This is a genomic window from Robiginitalea insularis (genome assembly GCF_052497835.1).
The window spans coordinates 3089221-3111012 of the sequence record NZ_CP199296.1; the positions used below are offsets into that span (position 1 = coordinate 3089221).

The window sequence follows — 21792 nt, forward strand, 5'->3', positions numbered from 1 at the left end:
TTTATGCTTTGGCAAATCCTTTGCGGACCTGCGACCCCCAGCCAGATTTAATTTTAAATAACTTTTTATAGTTCCCCCTCACTGCAGACCAGACCACAAGAGGATGAAAACTTATGGGTTCAATTATCGCACAGAGCAACAACAACAAGATGTCCCGGGTGCGGGTATATTGATTATAGGACCATACTTCCCAGAGGACCGCGTAGAAAGAGAACATGATGGCGAAGCCGTAAACCATAGCCGTAATGGCTATAAAGAATTCAGTATTCAGAATCCCCAGATATATAAAAAGCAATACACAGAAAAAGCCAAGGAATTCCAGGAGTGGAGCAAGCCATTCATAAAAGAACCAATAGGGATAACTCAGCATTCCCAGGCGCCCGAATTTCGGGTTAAAAAACATATCCTTATGTCGGTAAAGGGTCTCCAGGTTACCTCTTGCCCAACGGTCACGCTGGTTTATGAAAATCCCAAGGTCTTCCGGAACCTCTGTCCAGCAGAGTGGATCGGGCATGTATTCGATGGTATAGGGAAGCTTGCGCTCATGCATATACCGGCGCATCCTGAAAACGATTTCCATGTCCTCTCCGACCGTTTCGGTATCGTAACCGCCAACGGAAAGGGCTATCTCCCGATCAAAAAACCCAAAAGCCCCGGAAATGATCAGCAAGCTGTCTATCCGCCCCCATGCCATCCTTCCCAACAGGAAGGAACGGGTATACTCCAGTAACTGGAAACGAGCCAGCCAATTTTTTGGCAGTCTTATGGCTTCCAGGGTTCCCCCGGTTATTTTACAGGAATTGGCAATCCTGATAACGCCTCCAACTGCAATTACCCTTTTTTTAGAGCGTTGTGAAAAGGACTTCACTACGTGCAACAAGGCATCCGGCATCAGCAGGCAATCTACATCTATACAACCTACATATTTACTTTCTGACAGGAAGATACCCGCGTTTAGCGCATCCGATTTTCCACCGTTTTCCTTATCGATAACCGTTAACTTGGAGAAGGAAGAAAGGGTTGACTTATAGACCCCCCGAATGGGTTTGCACTTTAAGTCAGGATCTGTTTTACGCTCTGCCCGCACCAGGTTATAGGCATCTATCATTTTTTGGAGGGTATCGTCTTTACTCCCGTCGTTAACAACCATTACCTCATAGTTTACGTATTGCAGGGAAAGCAGGGAACGGATGTTTTCCACAATAGTGAGGCCTTCATTGTATGCAGGGGCGATAATGGTGATGCTCGGAGCCAGAGGAGAACCCATTATTCGGGAGATATCACCAAAGCTGTTTTTATGCCGGTAATGGATGGAATTCCGGGCAGATAAATACCCCATAAGGGTAAAGAATATAAACAACAATCCTGTAAACAGCAGGAAGACGATGTTTATATACTCCAGTAATATTTGATAAATATTCGAGTCCATTCAGTGGTTCAGGTCAGAGGCCAGTCAATATTCTTTTGCAGCCGCTTTTTGTGTTTTTTATTTCTTTTGCTCGTATACCCTTCCCGGGAATTTGAAAGGGCCACGGTTTGGTCAAAATGGGGTGTGAAATCCAAATGACCTCCGCTTATAAATTGTCTTGATCCGGTCGTCCTGGGCTGCAGTATCCTCTTTTTTCCAAAAGGCTTATCTTTCGTTTTACCGGCTGCTACTGACTTTTCAGGAACCTTAGCCGATTCGGAACTTGTTGTCTGCTCCTGTAGTTGCCCCTCCAGATTCTTTTGTAGTTGCTGGCTAACCAGCCTGGCTTTGCGCGCTATTTTTGGATTCGGATCCCTGAAGAGGGTCTGAAGGAACAACAACTCCTTCCATTCCCCGATTGCCGGTATTTCATCCAGCATAATCAATTTTGATTCGGTATCGTAATTCCGGAAATACTCCTGGAAAATTGAAAAATGGGGCATCTCCTGTTCTGCTGGCTCCGAATCTGTTTCCACTTCTTCTGCCAGGGAAGGTTCCTCAATCAAATCAAGTGGAACCGCGGGTTCTTCAGAGGGCTCCGTAACCTTTTCCGATGGTACGGCTACGTGTTCAAGCTCGTCTGCATTCCCGGCAGTATTCTCAGAGGGAACCACAGAAATATCATCCATTGCTGAATCTGCTGTTCTTCCGGAATCTGCTGGCTGCTTTTCCTCCTGTTCTTTCCCAGCGGATTCTGCGGGCTGAGCCTCAGAAAACTCTTTATAAGGTATTTCTTCAGCTGTTTCCGCCTCAATTAAAGCCTCTTCCGCCTTTTCATGCTCCGAAACTGGTTCCGGCTGTGTTTCCTCGTCTGCAGATGGCGTTTCCGGGTTATTGGTTATCCAGGGGATAAAGCTGAGGTCAAATATCTCAGCAAGCTCGGGATAGTCCCCAGATAGGGTTTCTCTGAGCTGCTCATTGTAATTATCGGGTTCTACAACGAGCGGGTCCATGACCTCAATTTGCATAAGGTGGTTGTGGTCAGCAGGTTTGTTTGATGGTTTCATGGGAGTTGGGTTGATGTTATGGGTAACCAGGGGTAAAAACTCCAGCGGGAGTTCCCGTTGGTTCGGATCGTCTTCAGTGCTGGACAGGATGTCCTTCAATTCTTCCAGAAAGCACTGATCAAATATGGTTTCATCTTCAATATCCCAGGGTTGCGGGTTCTGCGCGGCTACCTGGGCTGCAATAGGATCAGTCTGATTTGGTTGTTCTTCATTTTCATTGGGCTGTTCGGCCTCACTGACTTCTTTAGTATCCTCAGCGCCTGAAGCTACCCGGGGTCCTTCTTGTATATTTTCGGGCTTTTGTTCCTGCAGTAATTCCTCATCCATAGCTGGCACGGAAGCTTGCTGCGCATTGGTAGACGCATTAAGGTCTGCGTTTTCCTGCTCAGTTGGTTCGGCATCCACAGTGGGAAATCCTTTCTCAAGGTCGTTTTGCGGGAGAATTGCTCCGGGAATTATAGTATTAATGGCAGAGAGGGCCTTACTGCGAACTACAAAGTTCCAGTCTTTTGCCGCCTTCTCTTTCAGAAAAACCACATCTTCTGAATTCCCGAACTGTGCCAGCACATCCAGAATCAGTAGTTTTAATTCCTCTCCGGACCTTTTGAACAATATTTTTAAATGAGGACGTGCCTTTATAAAGCCAAAATCCCGGATACATTCCAGGGCTGCGTATTTTATAGTAGATGAACGATGTCTGAGCAGGGTGATGATTGATTCTTCTGCCTCGCTTTGGCGGTAATGCCTGATTAGCCTCAGGCTGAACAGGACCACATCTTTATTCTCAGAGGTAAGCCAGTTATTGAATTTAGGAGGGATATAATCCTGCTTTTGTCTGAGTATTTCCAGGAGCTTAAGTTGTTGCCATTCGGAGATTTGGTAGCGGGCCTTATCCAGAAAATATTCAATACCCTCCTCCTTAAGGCTAACCGTGGCAAGTTGTGCCTGCTTTCGGATGGTTCCCCGCCGATGGTTGATAAACTTACGTATAAATATATAGGATTCAACCACCTGCATTTCAGCAAGTTGATTGATGCCTTTTGAAATCCGTTCCCAGCGCCTGCTTTTGAGCATTTCAAAGGCGTCCTGCTGCAGTCCCAGATTCACATATAGTTCCAGTAACTTTTTGCGGGCGTCCCCGGAAACATCCATTTTAAGGTCCATCAAAACCTCTGTAATGACTTCCCGGTTCAGTGGGTCCTTCAGTAATTCCCGAATCTCAATTTTCATTCGGATATACTCTTCCTGCTCCTCCCGGTCTGCCTGCTGCTCGTAAAAAAGGAAATTACTAATCATGGGTGCCAGCATCCTTTTTTGCTGGATGATGGCCTCCTTTCGTGCAGAAATACGGTTTCGCAACCTGAAGATGAGTAGAAAATACAGTCCAGCAATTCCTGAAAATAGGATACACAGCTTCCACAAGAGCCCTGTTTCAAGAACAGGCAGTTCCAAAAGGGGTAAAAGCTGGTATGTAAGTACTGTATATTTCAAATACGATTAGCTTCTCAGGAGTTTCCCTACCCGAACCAGGAGTTCAGAGGGGCTAACGGGTTTGGTTATAAAATCATCTGCACCCAGTTCAAAGGCGTTCAGAATATTGGATTCATTGCCTGCCGTTGAAACAATAATTACCGGGATATCGGAGCCCATTTCATTTCGAAGGAACTCCAGCAATTCTATCCCCGAGAAGTAAGGCATCATGATATCGCTTACGATAATATCCGGCAACTGTTGGCTCAGAATTTCTTTTACCTCCCGCCCATCCTTGGCCAGAACCACCCGATACCCTCCTTTTTCAAGACGGTATTTAAGCAGCGTGGATAACATTTCATCATCTTCGGCCAATAAAAGTTGTTTGCCCGGATTCATTCGGAATCTTTTAATTGTTGAAAGGCGGTCTTTATTTCTTCATGAAACAAGGGGTATTCACTGATAAACATCTCGAAAGCTCCGCGAATCTCCTGCAGGCCTGTACCGGTTTTGGCGAGCTGATGCATCGTTTCGGTCAATTCTACCAGTTGCCCTGCTTCCAGTAGTTTTAATCCTGCCTTTACTTTATGGGCCGCACCCGCAATTCCCTTGTAATCTGAAGATTCCAGAAATAATTTCATCTTTCCCAGAAATTCAAGGATGTTGTTGTCAAACAGTCCCAAAAGTTCTTCCAGCATATCCAGGTCCCCGGAACATTCATCCAGTAGATTGCCCAGGTTAATATCTCCGGAATACCCAATGCTCTCTGTGCTGCTGTCAGTCCGGCTCGGTCTTGCTGCCGGGGCTTCCCTTTTCGATTCTGCGGAATAGAATTTTAGCTTGGAAAACAATTCATCCGGACTGTAGGGCTTTAAGATCACATCATCTATCCCGGACTCCGTAAATTGACGGTTATCTTCTGCAGTGAAATCTGCGGTAACCGCAATAATTGGAATCTTGCGGATGTCTCGGTTTTGATGTGTTCGTATTTTCGCACTGGCCTGGTATCCATCCATTCCGGGCATTCTCAGGTCCATCAGGATTATATCTGTCTCCAGTTTTCTCAAAAGGCTTATCCCGTATGCCACCCGGTCGGTGCTGGTAACCAGGCACCCCCAGGATTTAAGGCGGGTCTCAATAAGCTTCTGATTAAGCGGGTTGTCTTCAAAAACAAGTACCCGAAGCCCTTCCAGCTCCTTTTTCGGCAGAATTTTTTTCGCTCGAGTTGCTTTAACCTCCGTATGGACAATGCTGTAAGGAATGGCGAGCTTGAAAGTAGTTCCGATTCCGGGCCGGCTTTTGACAGACACCTTCCCGTCTTGCTGTTCTATTAGTTTTTTTACAATCGAAAGCCCCAGGCCCAGGCCTTTTCTGTTTGAAGATATGGGCTGCTTTCCCTGGTGATAGGTGTTAAAAATATAAGGGATCTCCTCGGAAGCGATACCCACACCGGTATCCTCAATGCAAAAACGCATTTCACATTGCTGCCCTCTGGTTTTATGAGAAACCCTGAGGGTAATTCTGCCCTTCTTAACGTATTTTATCGCATTCCCAAGCAGATTTATCAGGATTTGTGAGAGTTTGGAAGGGTCCCCTTCCAGAACTCTGGGAAAATCCGATTCCAATTGTATTTCGAGATTTACGTCCGATTCAACAATAAGCGTACGGCATAAATACCCGACTTCATTTATAAGGCGTAGTGGTTCAAAGGCAATGCTGTTAATTTTATCCAGGCCTGCAGATAATTTTGAATATTCCAGCAGGTCGTTCACGATTTCCAATAAGGACTGAGAAGCCGAACGGATAGCATTTACATACTCCTGTTGATCTTCTCCCAGATTCCGCTCCTCCAACAATTCCGTAAATCCGATAATTCCATTGAGGGGGGTCCGCATTTCGTGGCTCACAGTGGCAATTAGCAGGGCCGATTCATTTTTGGTTTCCGAATCGGGGTCAACAGTTTCCGTGGCCGGGCTAAGCGGGCTGCCTTCTGGTTTCCAGATCTGATCCTCCAGGCGCCTTCGAAAGTCCTGAAAAGTGCTTTTTAATTGCTTAGCCTCTTCGGATTTCATATTCGCAAAGGAAAAGTGCTCCAGTGCCAGTTGCAGGTCCTCTATCTGGTCAAGTAAATCTTTGGATTTAAGCGGCATTTTGGGGGATTAAAGGTTGGTTTTTATCGATTAAATACATTATTCCCCTAAAAATCCGCAATTGGTTGACCGCCTACAATTAAATGTTCCCTATCTTTCCAATTCTGTTGTAAAACCGTAAATACTTGTTGGTTAAATTTTAATAAATGAGAAAGTCTTTGCTCCTCCCCCTGATAATACTGCTTGCAGCATGCGGACAGGAAAAGAACGAGAATACCGAAAATGTAATGGAAAAAGCCCGGGCCATTCACGAGAAAGTCATCAGCGTAGATACCCATGTAGACATCAATGTCAAAAATTTCACGGATAGTGTAAACTACACCCAGCGCCTTGGCACCCAGGTTAATTTGCCTAAAATGAAAGAGGGTGGCCTGGATGTGGCCTGGTTCATTGTATATACAGGACAGGATTCGCTCAATGCAGCTGGTTATGAGCGCGCAGCAGCAAACGCCATGTCCAAGTTTGAGGCCATTCACAGCCTTTGCGAGGAAATTGCCCCGGAACAGATCGGGCTTGCGCTTAATTCGGAACAGGTTCGTAAGATTCATGAGTCCGGAAAGAAAGCAGCAATGATAGGGGTCGAAAATGCATACCCCATAGGAGAGGACTTAAGCCTCTTTGAGGCTTACCACGCTATGGGAGCCCGTTATATTTCCCTGGCACATAATGGTCACAGCCAGTTTTCGGATTCCAATACGGGTGAAGCAGACAGTATATGGTTACATAATGGTTTAAGTGATCTGGGCCAAAAAGCTGTTATTGAGATGAATAGACTGGGAATTATGATTGATATCTCACATCCTTCGAAACAAGCAATTATGCAAATGCTGGAGCTTTCCAAAGCCCCTGTAATTGCCTCCCACTCTTCGGCCCGCGCCCTTTGTAATCACAGCAGGAACCTTGATGATGAACAATTATTGAAACTAAAGGAAAATGGGGGTGTCGTTCAGACGGTTGCCTTTTCCTCCTACCTGAATGAAGACAAAAGCGCCCTGCGTTCGGAGTATATGAAGGAATTGAGAGCTCAAATTGCGGATTCCCTCGGCCTGGAATGGTATAGCAGATCAGAATTTCGACAGTTAACAGACGATCAGCAGGAGGCCTATATGGAAAACTATCCCCGGATCCGGGAACTGGCAGATTCACTGGCCAGCCAACGAGCCGATGTGCCACCTGCGGTAAATGTTAGTGATTTTGCAGACCATATAGATTACATGGTCAATCTCATCGGCATAGATCATGTGGGTATCAGCTCCGATTTTGACGGGGGCGGCGGAATAGAAGGCTGGTCAGATGCTTCCGAAACCTTCAACATAACCCTGGAATTGGTCAAAAGGGGCTACAGTGAAGAGGAAATAGCCAAACTATGGGGAGGAAACCTGCTCAGGGTCCTGGATGAGGTCCAGGCAATTGCAGCCAGCTGGGAGCAGGACTAATCTTCCTTTTCGAGCCGGTCCTTCACGTATTCTATTTGTGTTTTCCCGTGTGGTTTGGGTGCGCCGTCTTTGTCCAGGTTCACCATTATAAGCTGGTCTACGGTAACAATGGTATCCCTGGTCATCTTATTGCGGGCTTCACATTTCAGGGTCAGAGAAGACTGTCCGAAGGAAACTACTTCTATCCCAATTTCCACAATATCCCCTTTGGCAGCAGAACTCATAAAATTGATTTCTGACATATATTTTGTCACCACTCGCTTATTCTCCAGTTGAATAATAGTGTAAAGGGCTGCTTCCTCGTCAATCCAGGAAAGCAGGCGCCCTCCGAACAAAGTTCCATTCGGGTTCAGGTCTTCTGGCTTGACCCATTTTCGGGTGTTAAATCTCATATTTTTCTTTCAAAGATATTTTCACTTTTCCATAAGCCGAAATGAAACTTCAATAATCGATGATTATTGCGAAATCCTAAAGTTTGTTAAGTTCAGAATAAACTTTTCATAAAATGATAACAAGCTGATAATTAATATCATAAATTAGGATTAACCTAAACAAAAACAAACAATGCAAGCCATCGTAAAATTGATAATAGCGCTTACTCTCGCATTTCTGGAGCACTGGCTTTAGGTACTTACAAGGACAACTTCCTGTACTGCCCTCATGTTTTATGTTCATAACCCCGTTGACAACTAAAACATGCAAGACCTCCGACACCCCCGGAAATATGTAATTTTAGAAAAACTTCTACCCATGAGTACTAGGTCATCCGATCTGTTGCGTATTCGCCCGGTTTTAAAGAATGTCAAGATCAGTCCTGAAATGTCTGCAGACGAGTATTTTCAGAACAGTACGCTAAGGCCTGTCATTAAATTACAAAACGAATTGTTGCTGGCGGCGTTCCGCAATTATGCAACAAAACACAAAGGGCATTTTTTTGAGTTGAGTCCAGAAAAGAAAATGGGGTATATCGAAAACGCCATTCAGAAAGACATAAAATTCCGCAATTCCCTGAAGGGGATGATCATCGGGCAGTTTACAGTACCTGAATACGAAACCTATATTCAGAATTCCTCAGCTCTGAACAAGCGAATGATGAATATGGTCATTGAGCGGCTTAAAGACCAGCTGCAAGGCTTGCACCATCCTGTTCTAGCTCAATAGGGATTCCCCATTCAGGTTTGTAGTAAGGATTTCACTCATCAGGTCAAAATAGGGCCGGATAGCTTTGAAACTCTCATTGACCTGAACCATGAATTCAGGAGCCAGCACTTCTTCATCACTGAATTCCCTGGTAAATACGAAGGCTTTTTTTCGGATCAGGTCAATATCCGGATGGTGCCGGTCAAAGCCCTTTGGCGCAGTTTTGACTTCCTCTCCCTGAAGTTCCCCCCAGATTTCCCGGAATCCTTTTTGCTCAATGCACTGACGGAAGGATGCGGAATCCATCTCCAGTTCTTTCCTGATGCGCAGCAAATCTTCTTTATTGGGCTGCCAGAAACCGCCGGCAATAAAAGATTCCCCTGGACGAATCCGCAAATAATAGCCTCCCCTGAGTGCTTCCCCCATCCGGGAAAAAGAAACTGCAAAATGGGGTTTGTAGGGTGTTTTATCGGCAGAGAAGCGCACATCCCTGTAAATCCGGAAAAGCTTGACCTTATCAATCTCATCGTGCTCCCTTAGCCGGTTAGCCAGGGCAGTATGGAATTCTTTTATAGCGTTTTGATGTTTTTTAAATTCTTTTTTGCGCGCTTCAAACCACTGTCGGTTATTATTTTCTTTCAGTTGTTTTAAGAATTCAAGGGCTTCTTCAGATATTACCGGACTGTTCATGGGTGGCTTTTATACAGAAATAGTAGCCGCCTGCAGCGGCAAAATTTTTAATTAAAGTTAACCTTTTTGATCCATTCTCTTTTTTAATAATGGCTACATTTGATTGACCATAGCAACTATTATGTGGAAAAAGGAAGTTATCAGGCAAATTGAAGACCATAAGGCCCATTCCAGATTGCGCTTCAGGCTTAAGGAACGCACTGAACAATTTACAGATTTATTGTTCCTGACACTCTTTGACAGCGAAACTTCAGTTAGTGGAAATCTCGATATCCTGGAAACCCGCTTTGATGAGCTTGTAGATTTGGCCTGCTGGGAGGTAAACCAGCCCTGCCGGGATATTTGGCAGGGATATGTGCAGGAATTACCGCGAATACTGGAGAAACTGAATCTGGATGCTCAGGCTATTTCCGATTGCGACCCTGCCTCTCTTTCCCTGGAGGAAGTTTATATGGCTTATCCGGGCTTCTACGCCATTGCTATTTACCGCCTGGCCCACGAATTTTATAAAAGTGGCTTCCCGATGATGCCCCGGCTTATGACAGAATACGCTCACCAGAAAACCGGTGTAGACATCAATCCGGGGGCACAGATTGGGGAATCCTTCTTTATTGATCACGCCACCGGAGTTGTAATTGGGGAAACAGCGGTTATAAAAAATAATGTGAAAATCTACCAGGGCGTTACCCTGGGAGCGCTTTATGTCGCTAAAAACCTGAAACAAACCAAAAGGCACCCTACTATTGAAGAGAACGTTACCATTTATGCCAATGCAACTATTCTGGGTGGAGAAACCGTTATTGGAGCCAACTCCGTGATTGGGGGTAACGCCTGGCTTACCGCCTCGGTACCGCCCAATTCGAAGGTATTCCACAATCCGGAAATTAGTATCAAAACCAAGTAGAACAATGCCTTCAAGTATACTGGAACTTATTTGTAATACCCCCCTTGTAAAGTCAAAAAGGCTCCTGAATAAACCAGGGGTGCATTTGTATTTTAAGCTGGAAGGGCAAAACCCCGGAGGAAGCGTAAAAGACCGTCCTGCCCTGAATATGATCCGTTCGGCCCTGGAGCGCGGAGAGATTACCCCAAATACTAAATTGATTGAGGCTACCAGTGGAAACACAGGGATTGCACTGGCAATGATTGCCAAACTGGTCAATTTGAATATGGAGCTGGTAATGCCTGAAAATGCAACCAGAGAAAGGGTGCAAACCATGAGGGCATACGGGGCTAAGGTTGTCCTAACCCCCGCTTCAGAAGGAATTGAAGGGGCCCGGGATTATGCAGAGCAAAAGGTTAAAAATTCAGGGTATTTTATGCTGAATCAATTCGCAAACCCCGATAACTGGAAAGCACATTTAAAAACCACCGGACCGGAAATATGGGAAGATACCCAGGGGAAAATAACCCATTTTGTATCCTCCATGGGTACTACCGGCACTATCATGGGAACGGGCAGGTATCTGAAATCGCGTAATCCGGAGGTACAAATAGTTGGAGTACAACCGGACGATGAGGCGAGCATTCCGGGTATACGAAAATGGCCACAAGCCTACCTTCCCAAAATTTACGATCCTTCGGTAGTAGATTCCATACTGGAAGTTTCTGAAGCCGAAGCTCGTAATATGGCCCGCAGGCTGGCTTCCGAGGAAGGAATCTTTTCAGGTATGAGCAGCGGAGGTGCGGCCACTGCAGCGCTGCGACTGGCCGATAGTCTCGAACAGGGGGTTATTGTTTCCATCGTCTGCGACCGGGGAGACAGGTATCTCTCCTCAGACTTATTTGATTAATTGCAAAAAAAAACGCCCCGAACGGAGCGTTTTTCAATTGTTTATCTGAGATTAGGCTATGCTCTCCAGCAGTTTGTCTACCTTATCTGTATTCCAGGCGTCCAGCATCCAGCTGGTTTTCTCCAATTCTCTGATGTAGGCGCCAATCAGATCAATTGTTCCTTCATCTCCAATCTCTGTGGCTTCTTCTACTACCGCGCTCATCCTTCTAAGCAGTAAGCCGTGGGCTTTTAACAACTCCCTCACCATTTCGGTATCTGTAAGGGCGGATTCGCTTTCTTCAATGGATGAAACATTCAGATAGGTACTCAGATTGCTCATGGGCCTTGATCTCAGGGTGAGAATTCGTTCCGCTATTTCATCTATTTTAGAACGGGCATCCACGTACATCTCTTCAAACTTTTCGTGTAAATCGAAAAAGTTTTTTCCCTGTACATTCCAATGGAAGTTTCTGAGTTTCTGATAATATAGGTGATAATCGGCGAGAAGGAAATTCAGTTCTTTTACTACTGGTTCAATTTTTTTCTCGTCAATATTTAAATAATTCATATTAAATTAAGGGTTTTAGATTTGTAAGTTAGCCATTGCATTCTGCAATGATTGTATTCAACTAACACTGTATAATATATAGTATATCTACTTGATTACAAGTTTTTTAACACTTTTAACCCTTCTTAACAATATCTTTAAAGAAACTTATAGCCAGCGCTTGTTTTTAAAGTAGATCATCATGCCAATAAAGAGTGCCAGCATAACCCCAAGCACCACAAAATAGCCATATTCCGTCTCCAGTTCAGGCATATTCTTAAAATTCATACCGTATATCCCGGCTACAAAGGTTAGGGGTATAAAGATTGATGCCATTATGGTGAGTACCTTCATCACCTCATTCATACGATTACTAACATTGCTCATATACATGTCCATCAGGCTGAAAGCCATTTCCCTTTGTATTTGGAGGTTTTCATTGATTTCTATGGAATGGTCCAGGGCATCCCTGAGAAAGACCCGGGTATCTTTGCCTATCAAATCAGATTCACTTTCAATAAGGCGGTTTACGAGCTCTTTAACCGGTGCCATCCATCCCCTTAATGTAATCACTTCCTTCCGGATCGTCTGTATTTTTACGGCAGTATGGGCGGTAGGGGAAGTATAGACCTCATTTTCCAGCTCGTCTATCTGATCCTCCATAGCGTCCAAAACCAGAAAATAGTTATCTATCAGTGCATCAATTAGGGCAAAGAATAAATAGTCTGCCCCCCGGCTCCGGATTCTGCCTGATTTTCCGTCAATCCGCTCACGTACCCCCCCAAAGACATCTGCCTCTACTTCCTGGTAAAGAAAAACCTGTCCTTTCTTTAAAATCAGGGCAACGTGCTCCTTTACAATTTTGCGATCCCCATTCAGATACAACATTTTAAAAACTGCAAAAATGTGGTCTTCGTATTCATCCACTTTAGGACGTTGTTCCGTGTTTACTATATCTTCAACAACCAGTGCGTTCAAGCCAATTTGCTCCCCCAGCCTGCTCATGGTGGCTTCTTCACTGAGCCCGGTAATATTAATCCACTCGGTTAAACCCTCTGCGGCTCCTTTGTGGACGGCGTCAGCTGTTATAGTGTTTTTCTCAAGGATTTCGTCGTTGTAAACAATTTGCTGTATACTGGAAGTCCCTCCTTCCCTGTTCCCGATATAGGTGACCGTTCCGGGTGCTTTTCCAAGTTTGCGACCTCTTTTGGAGATTCTGGGGGTGCGGATGCGAATGCGGCTTGCCTTCTTCTTAGACATATGGATGCTTTTTTTAAAGATAAGAATCTATACGGAGCTTTTATTGAATTCTACGGATCTAAGCTGTAGTCCGGAAGCCGGGGCGAGATTCTTTAACTGGAGGCTATCCGGATCCGAAAGGGCAACCTTTATGTCTGAGGGGCCCAGCTCTCCCCTCCCTACGGCCGCCAGGGCTCCCATCATCATACGGATTTGATAGCGGCCAAAGCCTTTCCCCGACACCTCCAGAAAATAGGATACTGCGGGAAAGAATACCGCAGTAAAATCCAGATTTTCCCGTATTTGGCATTTCTCAATGGTCCGCAAATATGTCCCTGACTCAGCAGACCCTGCGATAAACGACTTTAGATTGTGCTCGCCAATGAAAAGGGTGGCAGTTTTACTCATATCCTCGAGATTCAATTGCCCCCGGAAATATCCAAAAAAGGGAGCTGCATAGGGGTGCGGCTTTTCGCCAAAACAAAAATAGTAACGATACGTTTTTTGCCCTGCATCGCGGATTGCATTGAATTCGGGTGAAACCGATTTAAAGGACAGCAGGCGGATATCCGGGGGTAAATTCTCATTTAGGGTTTTAGCGAGCATCGATAAATCCTGTAATTCTTCTCCCTTTACGATCATTTGCACTGCAAAATCTTCAGCAGATACCAGGGCATCTGTGCGTCCGGCCCCCAAAAGTTTTACCGATTTTTTCGGAAGCACAAAGCGAATGGTTTTACGCAACATCCCTTCTATCGTTTTTACTCCGGGCTGCTGCTGCCAACCACTGTAGCGGAAACCCAGGAACTCCAGGCGAAGCAGGTAGTGATGTTTTTCGATGGTATCCATAAGCGAGGTTTCCTCTTCGTAATATTTATAAATTTAACAGAATCATGTAACAATAACCCGCTACCTGCCTCTAATAATAAACGCCTAAGAGATGAATGGACAAATTTCAGGGTCAACCAAACAACGATTGGCTATTGTTGATGCACTTCGGGGCTTCTCACTGGCAGGGATCGTAATTGTGCATATGGTGGAAAATTACATCGGGGGGCCGGCACCTGAAGAGGCCTTTGCGGCAACTACACCAGGGATAATCGATCAGGTTGTAAACGTTTTTATCTTCATATTTCTAAGGGGTAAATTTTTTGCTTTATTCTCTTTCCTTTTCGGTTTGAGTTTTTTTCTTCAGATGGATAGTGCCAATGCGCGGGGAGAAAGTTTTGCCTTGCGGTTTGCATGGAGACTTAGCCTATTGCTCGTAATCGGATATCTGCACCATTTATTTTACAGGGGTGATATCCTCACCATCTATGCCCTGCTGGGGCTTTTACTGATACCATTTTACCGGATAAAATCGGGCTGGATACTGGCACTGGCCGGTTTATTATTTTTAGGAATCGGCAGATATGCCATCTTTTGGATCAATAAGGGCCCTGATTTACTCATGGAAGATTTGATCAACCCGAATAATCCTTTGATCCTGTCCTATTATGAATTGCTTCAGAACGGGAGCTTATGGGAGGTTTTCCGCAGCAATGCCACATCCGGGCACCTGATGAAAGTGGATTTCCAGGTGGGCATATTCGGACGCGGTTATCTCACCTTTGCGTTTTTCCTAATAGGGTTATGGGTAGGGCGTATCAAATTTTTCCGGAATTTCCGGGATTACCGGGAAAAAATCTGGCTCGTTTTCTGGATTTCACTGGGTGTTTTTCTGGTCGGGACCGTACTGATGGGCGTTCTTTTCTCACAAATGGGCTCTGCTATAGCATTCGATAGCTGGAAAGCCATGTTTGCCCTTACAGCCATGGACCTGAGCAACCTGGGCATGACAGCGCTTATAGTCTGCAGTTTTGTACTGCTTTTTACGCATTCAAGGCTGTCCAAATTCCTGAATTCATTTGCCGCCTATGGCCGGATGGCCCTTACCAATTATGTGGCGCAAAGCCTTTTAGGTACCTTTATTTTCTACGGTTGGGGTTTGGGTTATCTTACTTCTATCCGCAATTCATACGTGTTTCTGATTGCCCTGCTGATTATTGGCTTGCAAATGGGCTTAAGTAAAGTTTGGTTGCAACGATTTTACTATGGCCCATTGGAATGGGCCTGGAGGAGCCTGACTTTTTTCCGCGCTTATCCGATGAAGCGCAAGTAATTTTGGGATTCCTTTAACCAATACCTCGTTTTCACAACAGCTTTAAGCCTGTTCGCAACATCGCGCGCGGTTCATCGAAAAGCTTGAAATATTGGGGATGCACTCCCGTTCTTAAAGAGAAATAAAAGTTCCCAAATCAGTGAATCCCCATAATTCGAACAATACCTTAAAACAGTTGATTTCCTGGAAGACCTGTTTGTATTTAAATTACATCCTGTTGTTTGTTCTGACCATCCTTAACTTTTATGGTCTGTACAGCAATCAGTTTTACTTTCAGAAGATAGACAATTACATCTTTCCACTGGTCAGTATTTTGCAGGTGACATACCTCAATGCTCTAAACGAGAAAATAAAGCACTCCCAATACGCAGATACTTCCCTGAGAAATCTGGAATACGGCGTATACGCCCTGCTGCTCATCCATTTGTTTAAGGGCCTGGAAACCCTTTACATCCTGTTGAGTTTTAACGATTATGATGTAACCCTCCTTCCGGATACCTTTCTTCCGGTCGGTTTACTTACACTTTTATTACAGGGTTTACTGATGATGACAACCCTGATTGCCTTCTGGTACCGTAAAAAGGAAGTGGGGGCATTTAATTTTGACCAGATTAATGAAAATATTGATTCCTGGCCATCCTAGCCGGGAAACCCTTGTGTTGTGGCAGACAAAAACCCCGGGAATGTCCCGGGGTTTTTCAATTATAAGAATGTCAGTTGCACCCTCTCTGAGTTACAATCCGCTAATATAGCTTCCATAAAGGTCCTTAAACTGGTAGCCTTCATCGAAACGATTTTTACTGAGCTTCTCATAGCCCACTAACCCCCAAAGCACTAACTCTTTAACAAAGTAACTGTCTGCTTGCTTCAGGTCAGGTTGATACTCCCTGACCAACTTATCCAGGGGTTCTACGCGGTCCAGGGCTTGGGTGTACTGTTCCTCCGAAGCAGCATCCGCTATTTCTACGCCAGCCCCTTCAAAGAACCACAAAACGAGTTCATCATACGGGGATTCCTGGTCTTTGCGTTCGAGCTTTCTGATTTCCGGAAACAGGTTTGAAAAAATAGTCTTTATAGCCTCTTCAATAATATTTAGTGCAACGGCATCCACCCCTTCCTGCTCTCCTTCGTATACCAACTCTATTTTCCCGGTGAGCGCTGGGATCACGCCCAGGAAATCCGACAGGCGGACCGCAGTTCGCTCCAGGCCGGCCCTGAGCATTCGCCTTTCGGCTGTGCTTATCAGATTTTCCAGGGCAGTAATACTCGTTCTTGCACTAACCCCGCTTTTAGCATCAACATAACTACTTTTACGAGCCTCAAAGCTGATTTGCTCCAGCAGGTCGCGGGCAACCTCAGGGACGTGTATCCGTTCAAGCTGTGGCCCGTCCAAAGCAGCCTCCTGGGCCGTAATCTTTCGGGCTGTGGCGATATCTTCAGGATAGTGCGTCAGGATTTGGGAACCAATACGGTCTTTAAGTGGGGTAACAATACTTCCCCGGTTAGTATAATCCTCGGGGTTTGCCGTAAAGACAAATTGTAAATCCAGTGGGAGCCTGACTTTAAATCCGCGGATCTGTACATCACCCTCTTCCAGTATATTAAACAGGGCCACTTGTATACGTGACTGCAAATCAGGTAGTTCATTGATTACAAAGATACAGCGGTTGGCCCTGGGGATCATCCCGAAATGCACCACCCGGTCATCCGCATAGGACAGTTTTAGATTGGCTGCCTTGATCGGGTCCACATCCCCGATCAGATCAGCTACCGTTACATCAGGGGTTGCCAGTTTTTCGTAAAATCGCTCGCTGCGGTGCACCCAGCTAACAGGAGTCTCCTCTCCATGTTCTGCAAGTTGTTCCCTGGCATATCGCGAGATAGGATTTAAAGGGTCGTCGTGTATTTCCGACCCGGCGATTTCTGGCATCCATTCATCCAGCAGGTTTACCATTAGCCTTGCCAGCCTCGTTTTGGCCTGCCCCCTGAGGCCCAGTAAATTAATATGGTGCCTGGAAAGCAAGGCCTGTTCCAGTTCCGGGATGACCGTATTTTCGTAACCCCATACTCCCTGAAAGCTCTCCTGCCCACTTTTGATCCGATCAATCAGGTTGGCCCTGAGCTCATCCTTGATGGAACGGGATTGGTAACCTGACTTTCTCAGTTCGGCCAGGGTCTTTATTGCGGGAGGGGTAAGTTTCTTTTCCTTCATCTAATTGCCTAATATTTTATGTTTATCCGCGAAGTCGCCTTTTGCGGTTTTGTTCGTAATCTTCAAAAATCATTTCCCCTAAACCTTTTAAGCCTGTAAATAAGGCTTTTCCTTTATTGGCCTCCGTAAAATGCCGGACAAATTGCATGAGATAGGGGTCTCTGGCAATCATAAAGGTGGTAATCGGAATATGTAATTTGCGGGCCTGGCTCGCCATATTATAGCATTGTTCCACAATAAAATCATCCAGACCCACACTGTTTTTATAATAGGTTCCATCGGGCATCCTCAAACAGGAAGGTTTGCCGTCTGTTATCATAAAGATTTGCTTATTGGTATTGCGCTTGCGCCTGAGCAGGTCCAAAGCGAGCTGCAATCCGGCAACGGTATTGGTGTGGTACGGCCCAACTTTAAGATAGGGAAGTTCCTTTACAGTAATGGGCCAGGCATCGTTTCCAAAAACCAGTATGTCTAAGGTGTCTTTGGGATAGCGGGTGGTAATCAGTTCTGCCAGGGCCATGGCTACTTTTTTGGCCGGTGTAATCCGGTCTTCCCCGTATAGGATCATGCTGTGACTGATGTCAATCATCAGCACCGTACTCATCTGGGCTTTGAAGTGGGTATCTTCCACTACCAAATCGCCTTCATCCAGCCGGAATTGATCCATTCCGTGATTTACCTGGGCATTTTTCAGGCTTTCGGTCATGGAAATATGCTCCAGCCCATCCCCGAAGCGGTAAGCCCGGAAGTCCCCGGTATGTTCATCTCCACTGCCGGCCTTTCCGGTACGGTGGTTCCCGGACCCCCTGCGCCTGAGTTTCCCGAAAATCTGATCCAGTGCCCGCTGCCGCAGCATGCGTTCTAATTTAGAGGTGATGGAAAGGGAGGGGCCTCCCTCTTCTCCTTCCCCTTCACCCTCAGGCCCGAATTTCGGTTCCTCGCGCAGGAAGCCCTTAGCCTTGAGGTCTTCTATAAAGTCATCTATAGTGTAATCCTCATCGGTAAGCTCGTATTCCTTGTCCAGCTCCCGAAGCCAGTCCAGGGCCTCATCCACATCCCCGGAAGTGTGGGTGATGAGTTCCTGAAATATATCGAAGAGCTTTTCAAAAGGGGAAAGTTCCGGTTTTTGATAAGCTGTAAAACGAAATCCACTTCTTTTTTCCATAGCTGTCCTAAAAATAAACTATTTACGCCATGGGGGTCAAGAAATTAAGAAATCTTAACGTCTCTGCTGGTGACGCTCTTCCAATATTCCAATAATATCCCGCATGCGAAAACCCTTGGCCTGCAGCAGTATAAGCAGGTGGAATAACAGGTCTGAGGCTTCATTAAGGAACAGGGAATCATCATCATCTTTGGCCTCAATAACCGTTTCAACGGCTTCCTCCCCTACTTTTTGGGCAATCTTGTTGATCCCTTTGCGAAATAAAGAAACAACATAGCTGTCGGATGCTGCTGCCGAACGGGCGACCTCCTGTCTGGAGGCGATCAGATCCTCCAGGGCCTGCATAAATGCCCCATCCGCCTTATTGGTTTCTCCCCAGCAGGTATCCTGCCCGGTGTGGCATACCGGACCTTCTGGTTTGACTTTAATAAGCAGTGTATCCCGGTCGCAATCCAACTTCATTTCCTTTACATTCAGAAAGTTTCCGCTCTCCTCTCCTTTGGTCCACAGGCGATTACGGCTACGGCTGAAAAAAGTAACACGCCCGGTCTTCTGGGTATGTGCAACGGCCGCTTCATCCATATAACCCATCATCAGCACCCTGTCGGTTTGCAAATCCTGAATGATAGCCGGGACCAGCCCGTTTCCTTTATTAAAATCAATTGCTTCCATATTCATAAAATAGTTTAAATCCGCACCGGGATGCCTCTTTGATCCAGATAATTTTTCAAATCGATAATAGGGATTTCTTTAAAGTGAAAAACACTTGCGGCCAGGGCCGCATCTGCTTTCCCCTCCAAAAAGGCATCTGCAAAGTGTTCCATGTTCCCGGCTCCGCCAGAGGCAATAACCGGGATATTGACCAGCTCAGACAGCTTTCTGAGGGCATCATTGGCAAAGCCCCCTTTGGTGCCATCGTGGTCCATACTTGTAAAAAGCAATTCTCCGGCCCCCCTTTCGGTTACTTCCCGGGCCCACTCAAACAGATCGAGCTCGGTTGGCACCTTGCCTCCTACCAGGTGTATTTTCCAATTTCCCTCTATTTCCCGGGCATCCAGGGCTACAACAATACACTGAGACCCGTATCGGGAAGCCAGGGTATCGATTAAATCCGGATTACGCACGGCAGCGGAGTTTACCGAAACCTTGTCGGCACCGTTGTGGAGCAGTACTTCTACATCTTCCAGAGAGGAAATGCCACCCCCAACTGTAAATGGAATGTCGATTCTTTCGGCTACATGCCGAACCAGCTGCGCCAGGGTCCTGCGCCTTTCTTCAGTTGCGGATATATCCAGGAACACCAGCTCATCCGCCCCGGCCTCTGCATAAGCAGCAGCCAGTTCAACCGGGTCCCCGGCATCCCTTAGATTCACAAAATTTACACCTTTAACCGTCCTGCCATTCTTTATGTCCAGACAGGGTATGATTCTTTTTGTAAGCATCCCTTATTTTTAATTACGGGTATTTAAGTCAATCCCCGTGTAAAAACCGAGATCTTCCCCACTTCGCGCCTTTACCATATGGGCAATCTGTCCGGTATGATAGCTCAGATGTTCCACTACGTGCATTACCATTCCCAGCCCGCTGAGTGAGAAACCCTGCACCAAGCTGTAGGACAGAAGCCTTTCTTTGGAACATGAAGTGATAATCTCCCTTGCTTCATTTATGGTTTTCGATAATTTTCCCCAGACCTGTGAAACCTCCTCTTTACTGCTATTGCTAAATTCCGATTCCCTGTTTCTGTTGTCTTTCTGGCCTGCCAGCCCACTGATGATGTACTGCCTGATGTTCCCTTCTAAATGGAGAAGCAGGGTGCCTATGGAATTTGTGTTTTCATTGACCCGGTACCAAAAAAAATCCCTGTCAATCCCCTTAAGGCATATATCCAGCATCCGTACCGATTCTGAAATCCGATAATCTGCCTGTTTTTTGAACTCTGCTGTCCAATCCGTTTCCATTGATTCAGTTTTCTGAAATAAAGTTTTGCAATTGTTTTAATGAAATCTTCCCTTCGTAAAGCGCTTTCCCGATAATGGCTCCTTCACATCCGGTTTCCTTCAAAGCGGTGAGGTCCTCAATAGTGCTAACCCCTCCACTGGCAATCAATTTAATTCCTTTGCCGGATGCCCCTGGAGCAGTGCTTCCAGAGGTCGCTTCCAGTAATTCCCTGTACAATTCGGTAGCGGGTCCCTGTAGCATGCCATCCTTACTCACATCTGTGCAAATGACATACTGTATGCCTGCTTTCTGGAATTTTTGCACGAAAGGGATCAGGCTGCTGGAAGATCCTTCCTGCCAGCCCGAAACGGCAATACTGCCATTTTTGACATCCGCTCCCAATATTATTTTACCAGCCCCGTAGTTCTGAAGCCAGGACAGGAAAGTCTCGGGTTCTTTAACCGCTATGCTACCCCCTGTGACCTGCCTCGCCCCACACTCAAATGCAATGCGCAAGTCTTCATCAGACTTAAGACCTCCCCCAAAATCTACTTTTAAAGAAGTGCCAGAACATATAGCCTCCAGCACCTTGTAATTTACAATATGGTTGGAGCGCGCACCGTCCAGATCAACCAGGTGAAGGTACTCAATTCCGCTTCCTTCAAAGTGGCGGGCTACTTCAAGGGGATCTTCATTATAAACTTTCTCCGTTGCATAATCGCCGCGGGTGAGCCGGACGCATTTGCCCCCAATAATATCAATGGCAGGGATCAATCGCATAACCTCATTATTTTAATTCTAAAAAATTACGCAGGATTCGGGCTCCAGCCTTGCTGCTTTTTTCGGGATGAAACTGAACTCCGTAAAAATTATCTCTGGCAAGGGCCGCACTGTATTCTAACTCATAGGTGCTGCTGGCAATGGTATCTGTTCCCGCAGCAGCGTAATAGCTGTGGACCATATAGACAAAAGCACCCTCCTGAACGCCTTTAAACAATGGTGATTTCAGTTTTTCAATCTTGTTCCATCCAATTTGCGGCACCTTTAATCCGGGTCCGAACCGAATGACCTCCTCATCAAAAATGGAAAGCCCAGGAGTGTTTCCTTCCTCGGAGTGATGGCACATTAACTGCATCCCCAGGCATATCCCCAGGACGGGTTGCCGAAGCTCGGGGATAAGCGTTTCCAGTCCACTCTGTTTCAATTTATGCATCGCGCTGGAGGCCTCCCCCACTCCGGGAAATATAACGCGATCTGCCTTGCTGATGACTTCAGGATCTGATGACAACCCGGCATGAACCCCAAGGCGTTCAAAAGCAAACCGAATGCTTTGAATATTTCCCGCACCGTAATTAATTATTATGACTTTCATAAACAGGAGCCGCGGCTATTTAG

Annotated in this window: 22 protein-coding genes; 6 read left to right on the forward strand and 16 right to left on the reverse strand. The window is 45.9% G+C overall.

Features of this window, described 5'->3' with window-relative positions; all coding sequences use genetic code 11:
• Position 1 precedes the first annotated feature (1 nt).
• Genes ACT6NV_RS13930 through ACT6NV_RS13945 form a run of 4 tightly spaced genes read right to left on the reverse strand, consistent with a single transcriptional unit; the run spans position 2 to position 6095 of the window.
• Positions 2–1429, reverse strand: coding sequence for a glycosyltransferase family 2 protein (locus tag ACT6NV_RS13930; RefSeq protein ID WP_445385047.1), 1428 nt, complete (start codon positions 1427–1429; stop codon positions 2–4).
• Positions 1430–1437: 8 nt separating this feature from the next.
• On the reverse strand, positions 1438–3966 hold the full coding sequence (locus ACT6NV_RS13935) for a hypothetical protein (RefSeq protein WP_445385048.1): 2529 nt from the start codon (positions 3964–3966) through the stop codon (positions 1438–1440).
• A 6-nt stretch (positions 3967–3972) separates the two neighbouring features.
• A complete protein-coding gene (locus ACT6NV_RS13940) occupies positions 3973–4344 on the reverse strand; it encodes a response regulator transcription factor (protein WP_445385049.1) in 372 nt (123 codons plus the stop codon).
• A complete protein-coding gene (locus ACT6NV_RS13945) occupies positions 4341–6095 on the reverse strand; it encodes an ATP-binding protein (RefSeq protein WP_445385050.1) in 1755 nt (584 codons plus the stop codon). Before ACT6NV_RS13945 ends, ACT6NV_RS13940 begins: the two co-directional genes overlap by 4 nt.
• Before the next feature lie 146 nt (positions 6096–6241).
• Here ACT6NV_RS13945 and ACT6NV_RS13950 point away from each other — a divergent pair, with 146 nt between their 5' ends.
• Complete coding sequence (locus ACT6NV_RS13950; protein ID WP_445385051.1) at positions 6242–7531, forward strand: dipeptidase; 1290 nt, start codon at positions 6242–6244, stop codon at positions 7529–7531.
• On the opposite strand, the gene ACT6NV_RS13955 is transcribed toward ACT6NV_RS13950, so the two are convergent.
• On the reverse strand, positions 7528–7923 hold the full coding sequence (locus ACT6NV_RS13955) for an acyl-CoA thioesterase (protein ID WP_445385052.1): 396 nt from the start codon (positions 7921–7923) through the stop codon (positions 7528–7530). The genes ACT6NV_RS13950 and ACT6NV_RS13955 overlap by 4 nt on opposite strands.
• A 358-nt stretch (positions 7924–8281) precedes the next feature.
• Here ACT6NV_RS13955 and ACT6NV_RS13960 point away from each other — a divergent pair, with 358 nt between their 5' ends.
• Positions 8282–8692, forward strand: coding sequence for a glyoxalase (locus tag ACT6NV_RS13960; RefSeq protein WP_445385053.1), 411 nt, complete (start codon positions 8282–8284; stop codon positions 8690–8692).
• On the opposite strand, the gene ACT6NV_RS13965 is transcribed toward ACT6NV_RS13960, so the two are convergent.
• Entirely contained in the window at positions 8681–9361 is a 681-nt protein-coding gene (locus tag ACT6NV_RS13965; RefSeq protein WP_445385054.1) for a DUF2461 domain-containing protein, read from the reverse strand. The genes ACT6NV_RS13960 and ACT6NV_RS13965 overlap by 12 nt on opposite strands.
• A 121-nt stretch (positions 9362–9482) precedes the next feature.
• Between ACT6NV_RS13965 and epsC the strand changes: the two genes are divergently transcribed.
• Complete coding sequence (gene epsC, locus ACT6NV_RS13970) at positions 9483–10265, forward strand: serine O-acetyltransferase EpsC (RefSeq protein WP_445385055.1); 783 nt, start codon at positions 9483–9485, stop codon at positions 10263–10265.
• A 4-nt stretch (positions 10266–10269) separates the two neighbouring features.
• Positions 10270–11154: a cysteine synthase CysM gene (cysM, locus tag ACT6NV_RS13975; protein WP_445385056.1), complete on the forward strand. Its 885-nt coding sequence runs from the start codon at positions 10270–10272 to the stop codon at positions 11152–11154.
• Between the two features lie 51 nt (positions 11155–11205).
• On the opposite strand, the gene ACT6NV_RS13980 is transcribed toward cysM, so the two are convergent.
• The 3 genes from ACT6NV_RS13980 to ACT6NV_RS13990 form a co-directional block, all read right to left on the reverse strand.
• A complete protein-coding gene (locus ACT6NV_RS13980; protein ID WP_445385057.1) occupies positions 11206–11703 on the reverse strand; it encodes a Dps family protein in 498 nt (165 codons plus the stop codon).
• A gap of 147 nt (positions 11704–11850) precedes the next feature.
• Complete coding sequence (gene corA / locus ACT6NV_RS13985; protein WP_445385058.1) at positions 11851–12942, reverse strand: magnesium/cobalt transporter CorA; 1092 nt, start codon at positions 12940–12942, stop codon at positions 11851–11853.
• Between the two features lie 27 nt (positions 12943–12969).
• The gene (locus ACT6NV_RS13990; protein ID WP_445385059.1) at positions 12970–13770 is read right to left on the reverse strand and encodes a tRNA pseudouridine synthase A; all 801 of its coding nucleotides are present in this window, start codon (positions 13768–13770) and stop codon (positions 12970–12972) included.
• Positions 13771–13861: 91 nt separating this feature from the next.
• On the opposite strand from ACT6NV_RS13990, the gene ACT6NV_RS13995 reads away from it, so the two are divergent.
• Positions 13862–15082, forward strand: a complete 1221-nt coding sequence (locus tag ACT6NV_RS13995; protein WP_445385060.1) for a DUF418 domain-containing protein — start codon at positions 13862–13864, stop codon at positions 15080–15082.
• A gap of 217 nt (positions 15083–15299) precedes the next feature.
• Entirely contained in the window at positions 15300–15725 is a 426-nt protein-coding gene (locus ACT6NV_RS14000; protein WP_445385061.1) for a hypothetical protein, read from the forward strand.
• Positions 15726–15815: 90 nt separating this feature from the next.
• Here the strand turns inward: ACT6NV_RS14000 and ACT6NV_RS14005 are convergent, their stop codons facing one another.
• Genes ACT6NV_RS14005 through hisH form a run of 7 tightly spaced genes read right to left on the reverse strand, consistent with a single transcriptional unit; the run spans position 15816 to position 21769 of the window.
• Entirely contained in the window at positions 15816–17294 is a 1479-nt protein-coding gene (locus ACT6NV_RS14005; protein ID WP_445385062.1) for an AAA family ATPase, read from the reverse strand.
• A 22-nt stretch (positions 17295–17316) separates the two neighbouring features.
• Positions 17317–18459 carry a vWA domain-containing protein gene (locus ACT6NV_RS14010; protein WP_445385063.1) on the reverse strand — a complete coding sequence of 381 codons (1143 nt, stop codon included), beginning with the start codon at positions 18457–18459 and terminating at the stop codon, positions 17317–17319.
• Between the two features lie 54 nt (positions 18460–18513).
• The gene (gene hisIE / locus ACT6NV_RS14015; protein ID WP_445386705.1) at positions 18514–19131 is read right to left on the reverse strand and encodes a bifunctional phosphoribosyl-AMP cyclohydrolase/phosphoribosyl-ATP diphosphatase HisIE; all 618 of its coding nucleotides are present in this window, start codon (positions 19129–19131) and stop codon (positions 18514–18516) included.
• Positions 19132–19145: 14 nt separating this feature from the next.
• On the reverse strand, positions 19146–19901 hold the full coding sequence (gene hisF, locus ACT6NV_RS14020) for an imidazole glycerol phosphate synthase subunit HisF (RefSeq protein ID WP_445385064.1): 756 nt from the start codon (positions 19899–19901) through the stop codon (positions 19146–19148).
• Positions 19902–19910: 9 nt separating this feature from the next.
• Positions 19911–20417, reverse strand: a complete 507-nt coding sequence (locus ACT6NV_RS14025; RefSeq protein WP_445385065.1) for a DinB family protein — start codon at positions 20415–20417, stop codon at positions 19911–19913.
• Positions 20418–20421: 4 nt separating this feature from the next.
• A complete protein-coding gene (gene hisA / locus ACT6NV_RS14030; RefSeq protein ID WP_445385066.1) occupies positions 20422–21177 on the reverse strand; it encodes a 1-(5-phosphoribosyl)-5-[(5-phosphoribosylamino)methylideneamino]imidazole-4-carboxamide isomerase in 756 nt (251 codons plus the stop codon).
• 7 nt (positions 21178–21184) lie between these two features.
• Positions 21185–21769 carry an imidazole glycerol phosphate synthase subunit HisH gene (gene hisH, locus ACT6NV_RS14035; protein WP_445385067.1) on the reverse strand — a complete coding sequence of 195 codons (585 nt, stop codon included), beginning with the start codon at positions 21767–21769 and terminating at the stop codon, positions 21185–21187.
• Positions 21770–21792 lie beyond the last annotated feature (23 nt).

Excerpts from the sequence above, each read along its gene's own strand:
- ACT6NV_RS13960 (WP_445385053.1), top strand. The coding sequence starts at position 8,282 with ATGAGTACTAGGTCATCCGATCTGTTGCGTATTCGCCCGGTTTTAAAG.
- epsC (WP_445385055.1), top strand. The coding sequence starts at position 9,483 with ATGTGGAAAAAGGAAGTTATCAGGCAAATTGAAGACCATAAGGCCCAT.
- corA (WP_445385058.1), bottom strand. The coding sequence starts at position 12,942 with ATGTCTAAGAAGAAGGCAAGCCGCATTCGCATCCGCACCCCCAGAATC.
- ACT6NV_RS13930 (WP_445385047.1), bottom strand. The coding sequence starts at position 1,429 with ATGGACTCGAATATTTATCAAATATTACTGGAGTATATAAACATCGTC.
- cysM (WP_445385056.1), top strand. The coding sequence starts at position 10,270 with ATGCCTTCAAGTATACTGGAACTTATTTGTAATACCCCCCTTGTAAAG.
- ACT6NV_RS13955 (WP_445385052.1), bottom strand. The coding sequence starts at position 7,923 with ATGAGATTTAACACCCGAAAATGGGTCAAGCCAGAAGACCTGAACCCG.
- ACT6NV_RS13965 (WP_445385054.1), bottom strand. The coding sequence starts at position 9,361 with ATGAACAGTCCGGTAATATCTGAAGAAGCCCTTGAATTCTTAAAACAA.
- hisA (WP_445385066.1), bottom strand. The coding sequence starts at position 21,177 with ATGCGATTGATCCCTGCCATTGATATTATTGGGGGCAAATGCGTCCGG.
- ACT6NV_RS14025 (WP_445385065.1), bottom strand. The coding sequence starts at position 20,417 with ATGGAAACGGATTGGACAGCAGAGTTCAAAAAACAGGCAGATTATCGG.
- hisF (WP_445385064.1), bottom strand. The coding sequence starts at position 19,901 with ATGCTTACAAAAAGAATCATACCCTGTCTGGACATAAAGAATGGCAGG.
- ACT6NV_RS13980 (WP_445385057.1), bottom strand. The coding sequence starts at position 11,703 with ATGAATTATTTAAATATTGACGAGAAAAAAATTGAACCAGTAGTAAAA.
- ACT6NV_RS13995 (WP_445385060.1), top strand. The coding sequence starts at position 13,862 with ATGAATGGACAAATTTCAGGGTCAACCAAACAACGATTGGCTATTGTT.
- ACT6NV_RS13950 (WP_445385051.1), top strand. The coding sequence starts at position 6,242 with ATGAGAAAGTCTTTGCTCCTCCCCCTGATAATACTGCTTGCAGCATGC.
- ACT6NV_RS13990 (WP_445385059.1), bottom strand. The coding sequence starts at position 13,770 with ATGGATACCATCGAAAAACATCACTACCTGCTTCGCCTGGAGTTCCTG.
- hisIE (WP_445386705.1), bottom strand. The coding sequence starts at position 19,131 with ATGGAAGCAATTGATTTTAATAAAGGAAACGGGCTGGTCCCGGCTATC.
- ACT6NV_RS13940 (WP_445385049.1), bottom strand. The coding sequence starts at position 4,344 with ATGAATCCGGGCAAACAACTTTTATTGGCCGAAGATGATGAAATGTTA.
- hisH (WP_445385067.1), bottom strand. The coding sequence starts at position 21,769 with ATGAAAGTCATAATAATTAATTACGGTGCGGGAAATATTCAAAGCATT.
- ACT6NV_RS14010 (WP_445385063.1), bottom strand. The coding sequence starts at position 18,459 with ATGGAAAAAAGAAGTGGATTTCGTTTTACAGCTTATCAAAAACCGGAA.
- ACT6NV_RS13945 (WP_445385050.1), bottom strand. The coding sequence starts at position 6,095 with ATGCCGCTTAAATCCAAAGATTTACTTGACCAGATAGAGGACCTGCAA.
- ACT6NV_RS14005 (WP_445385062.1), bottom strand. The coding sequence starts at position 17,294 with ATGAAGGAAAAGAAACTTACCCCTCCCGCAATAAAGACCCTGGCCGAA.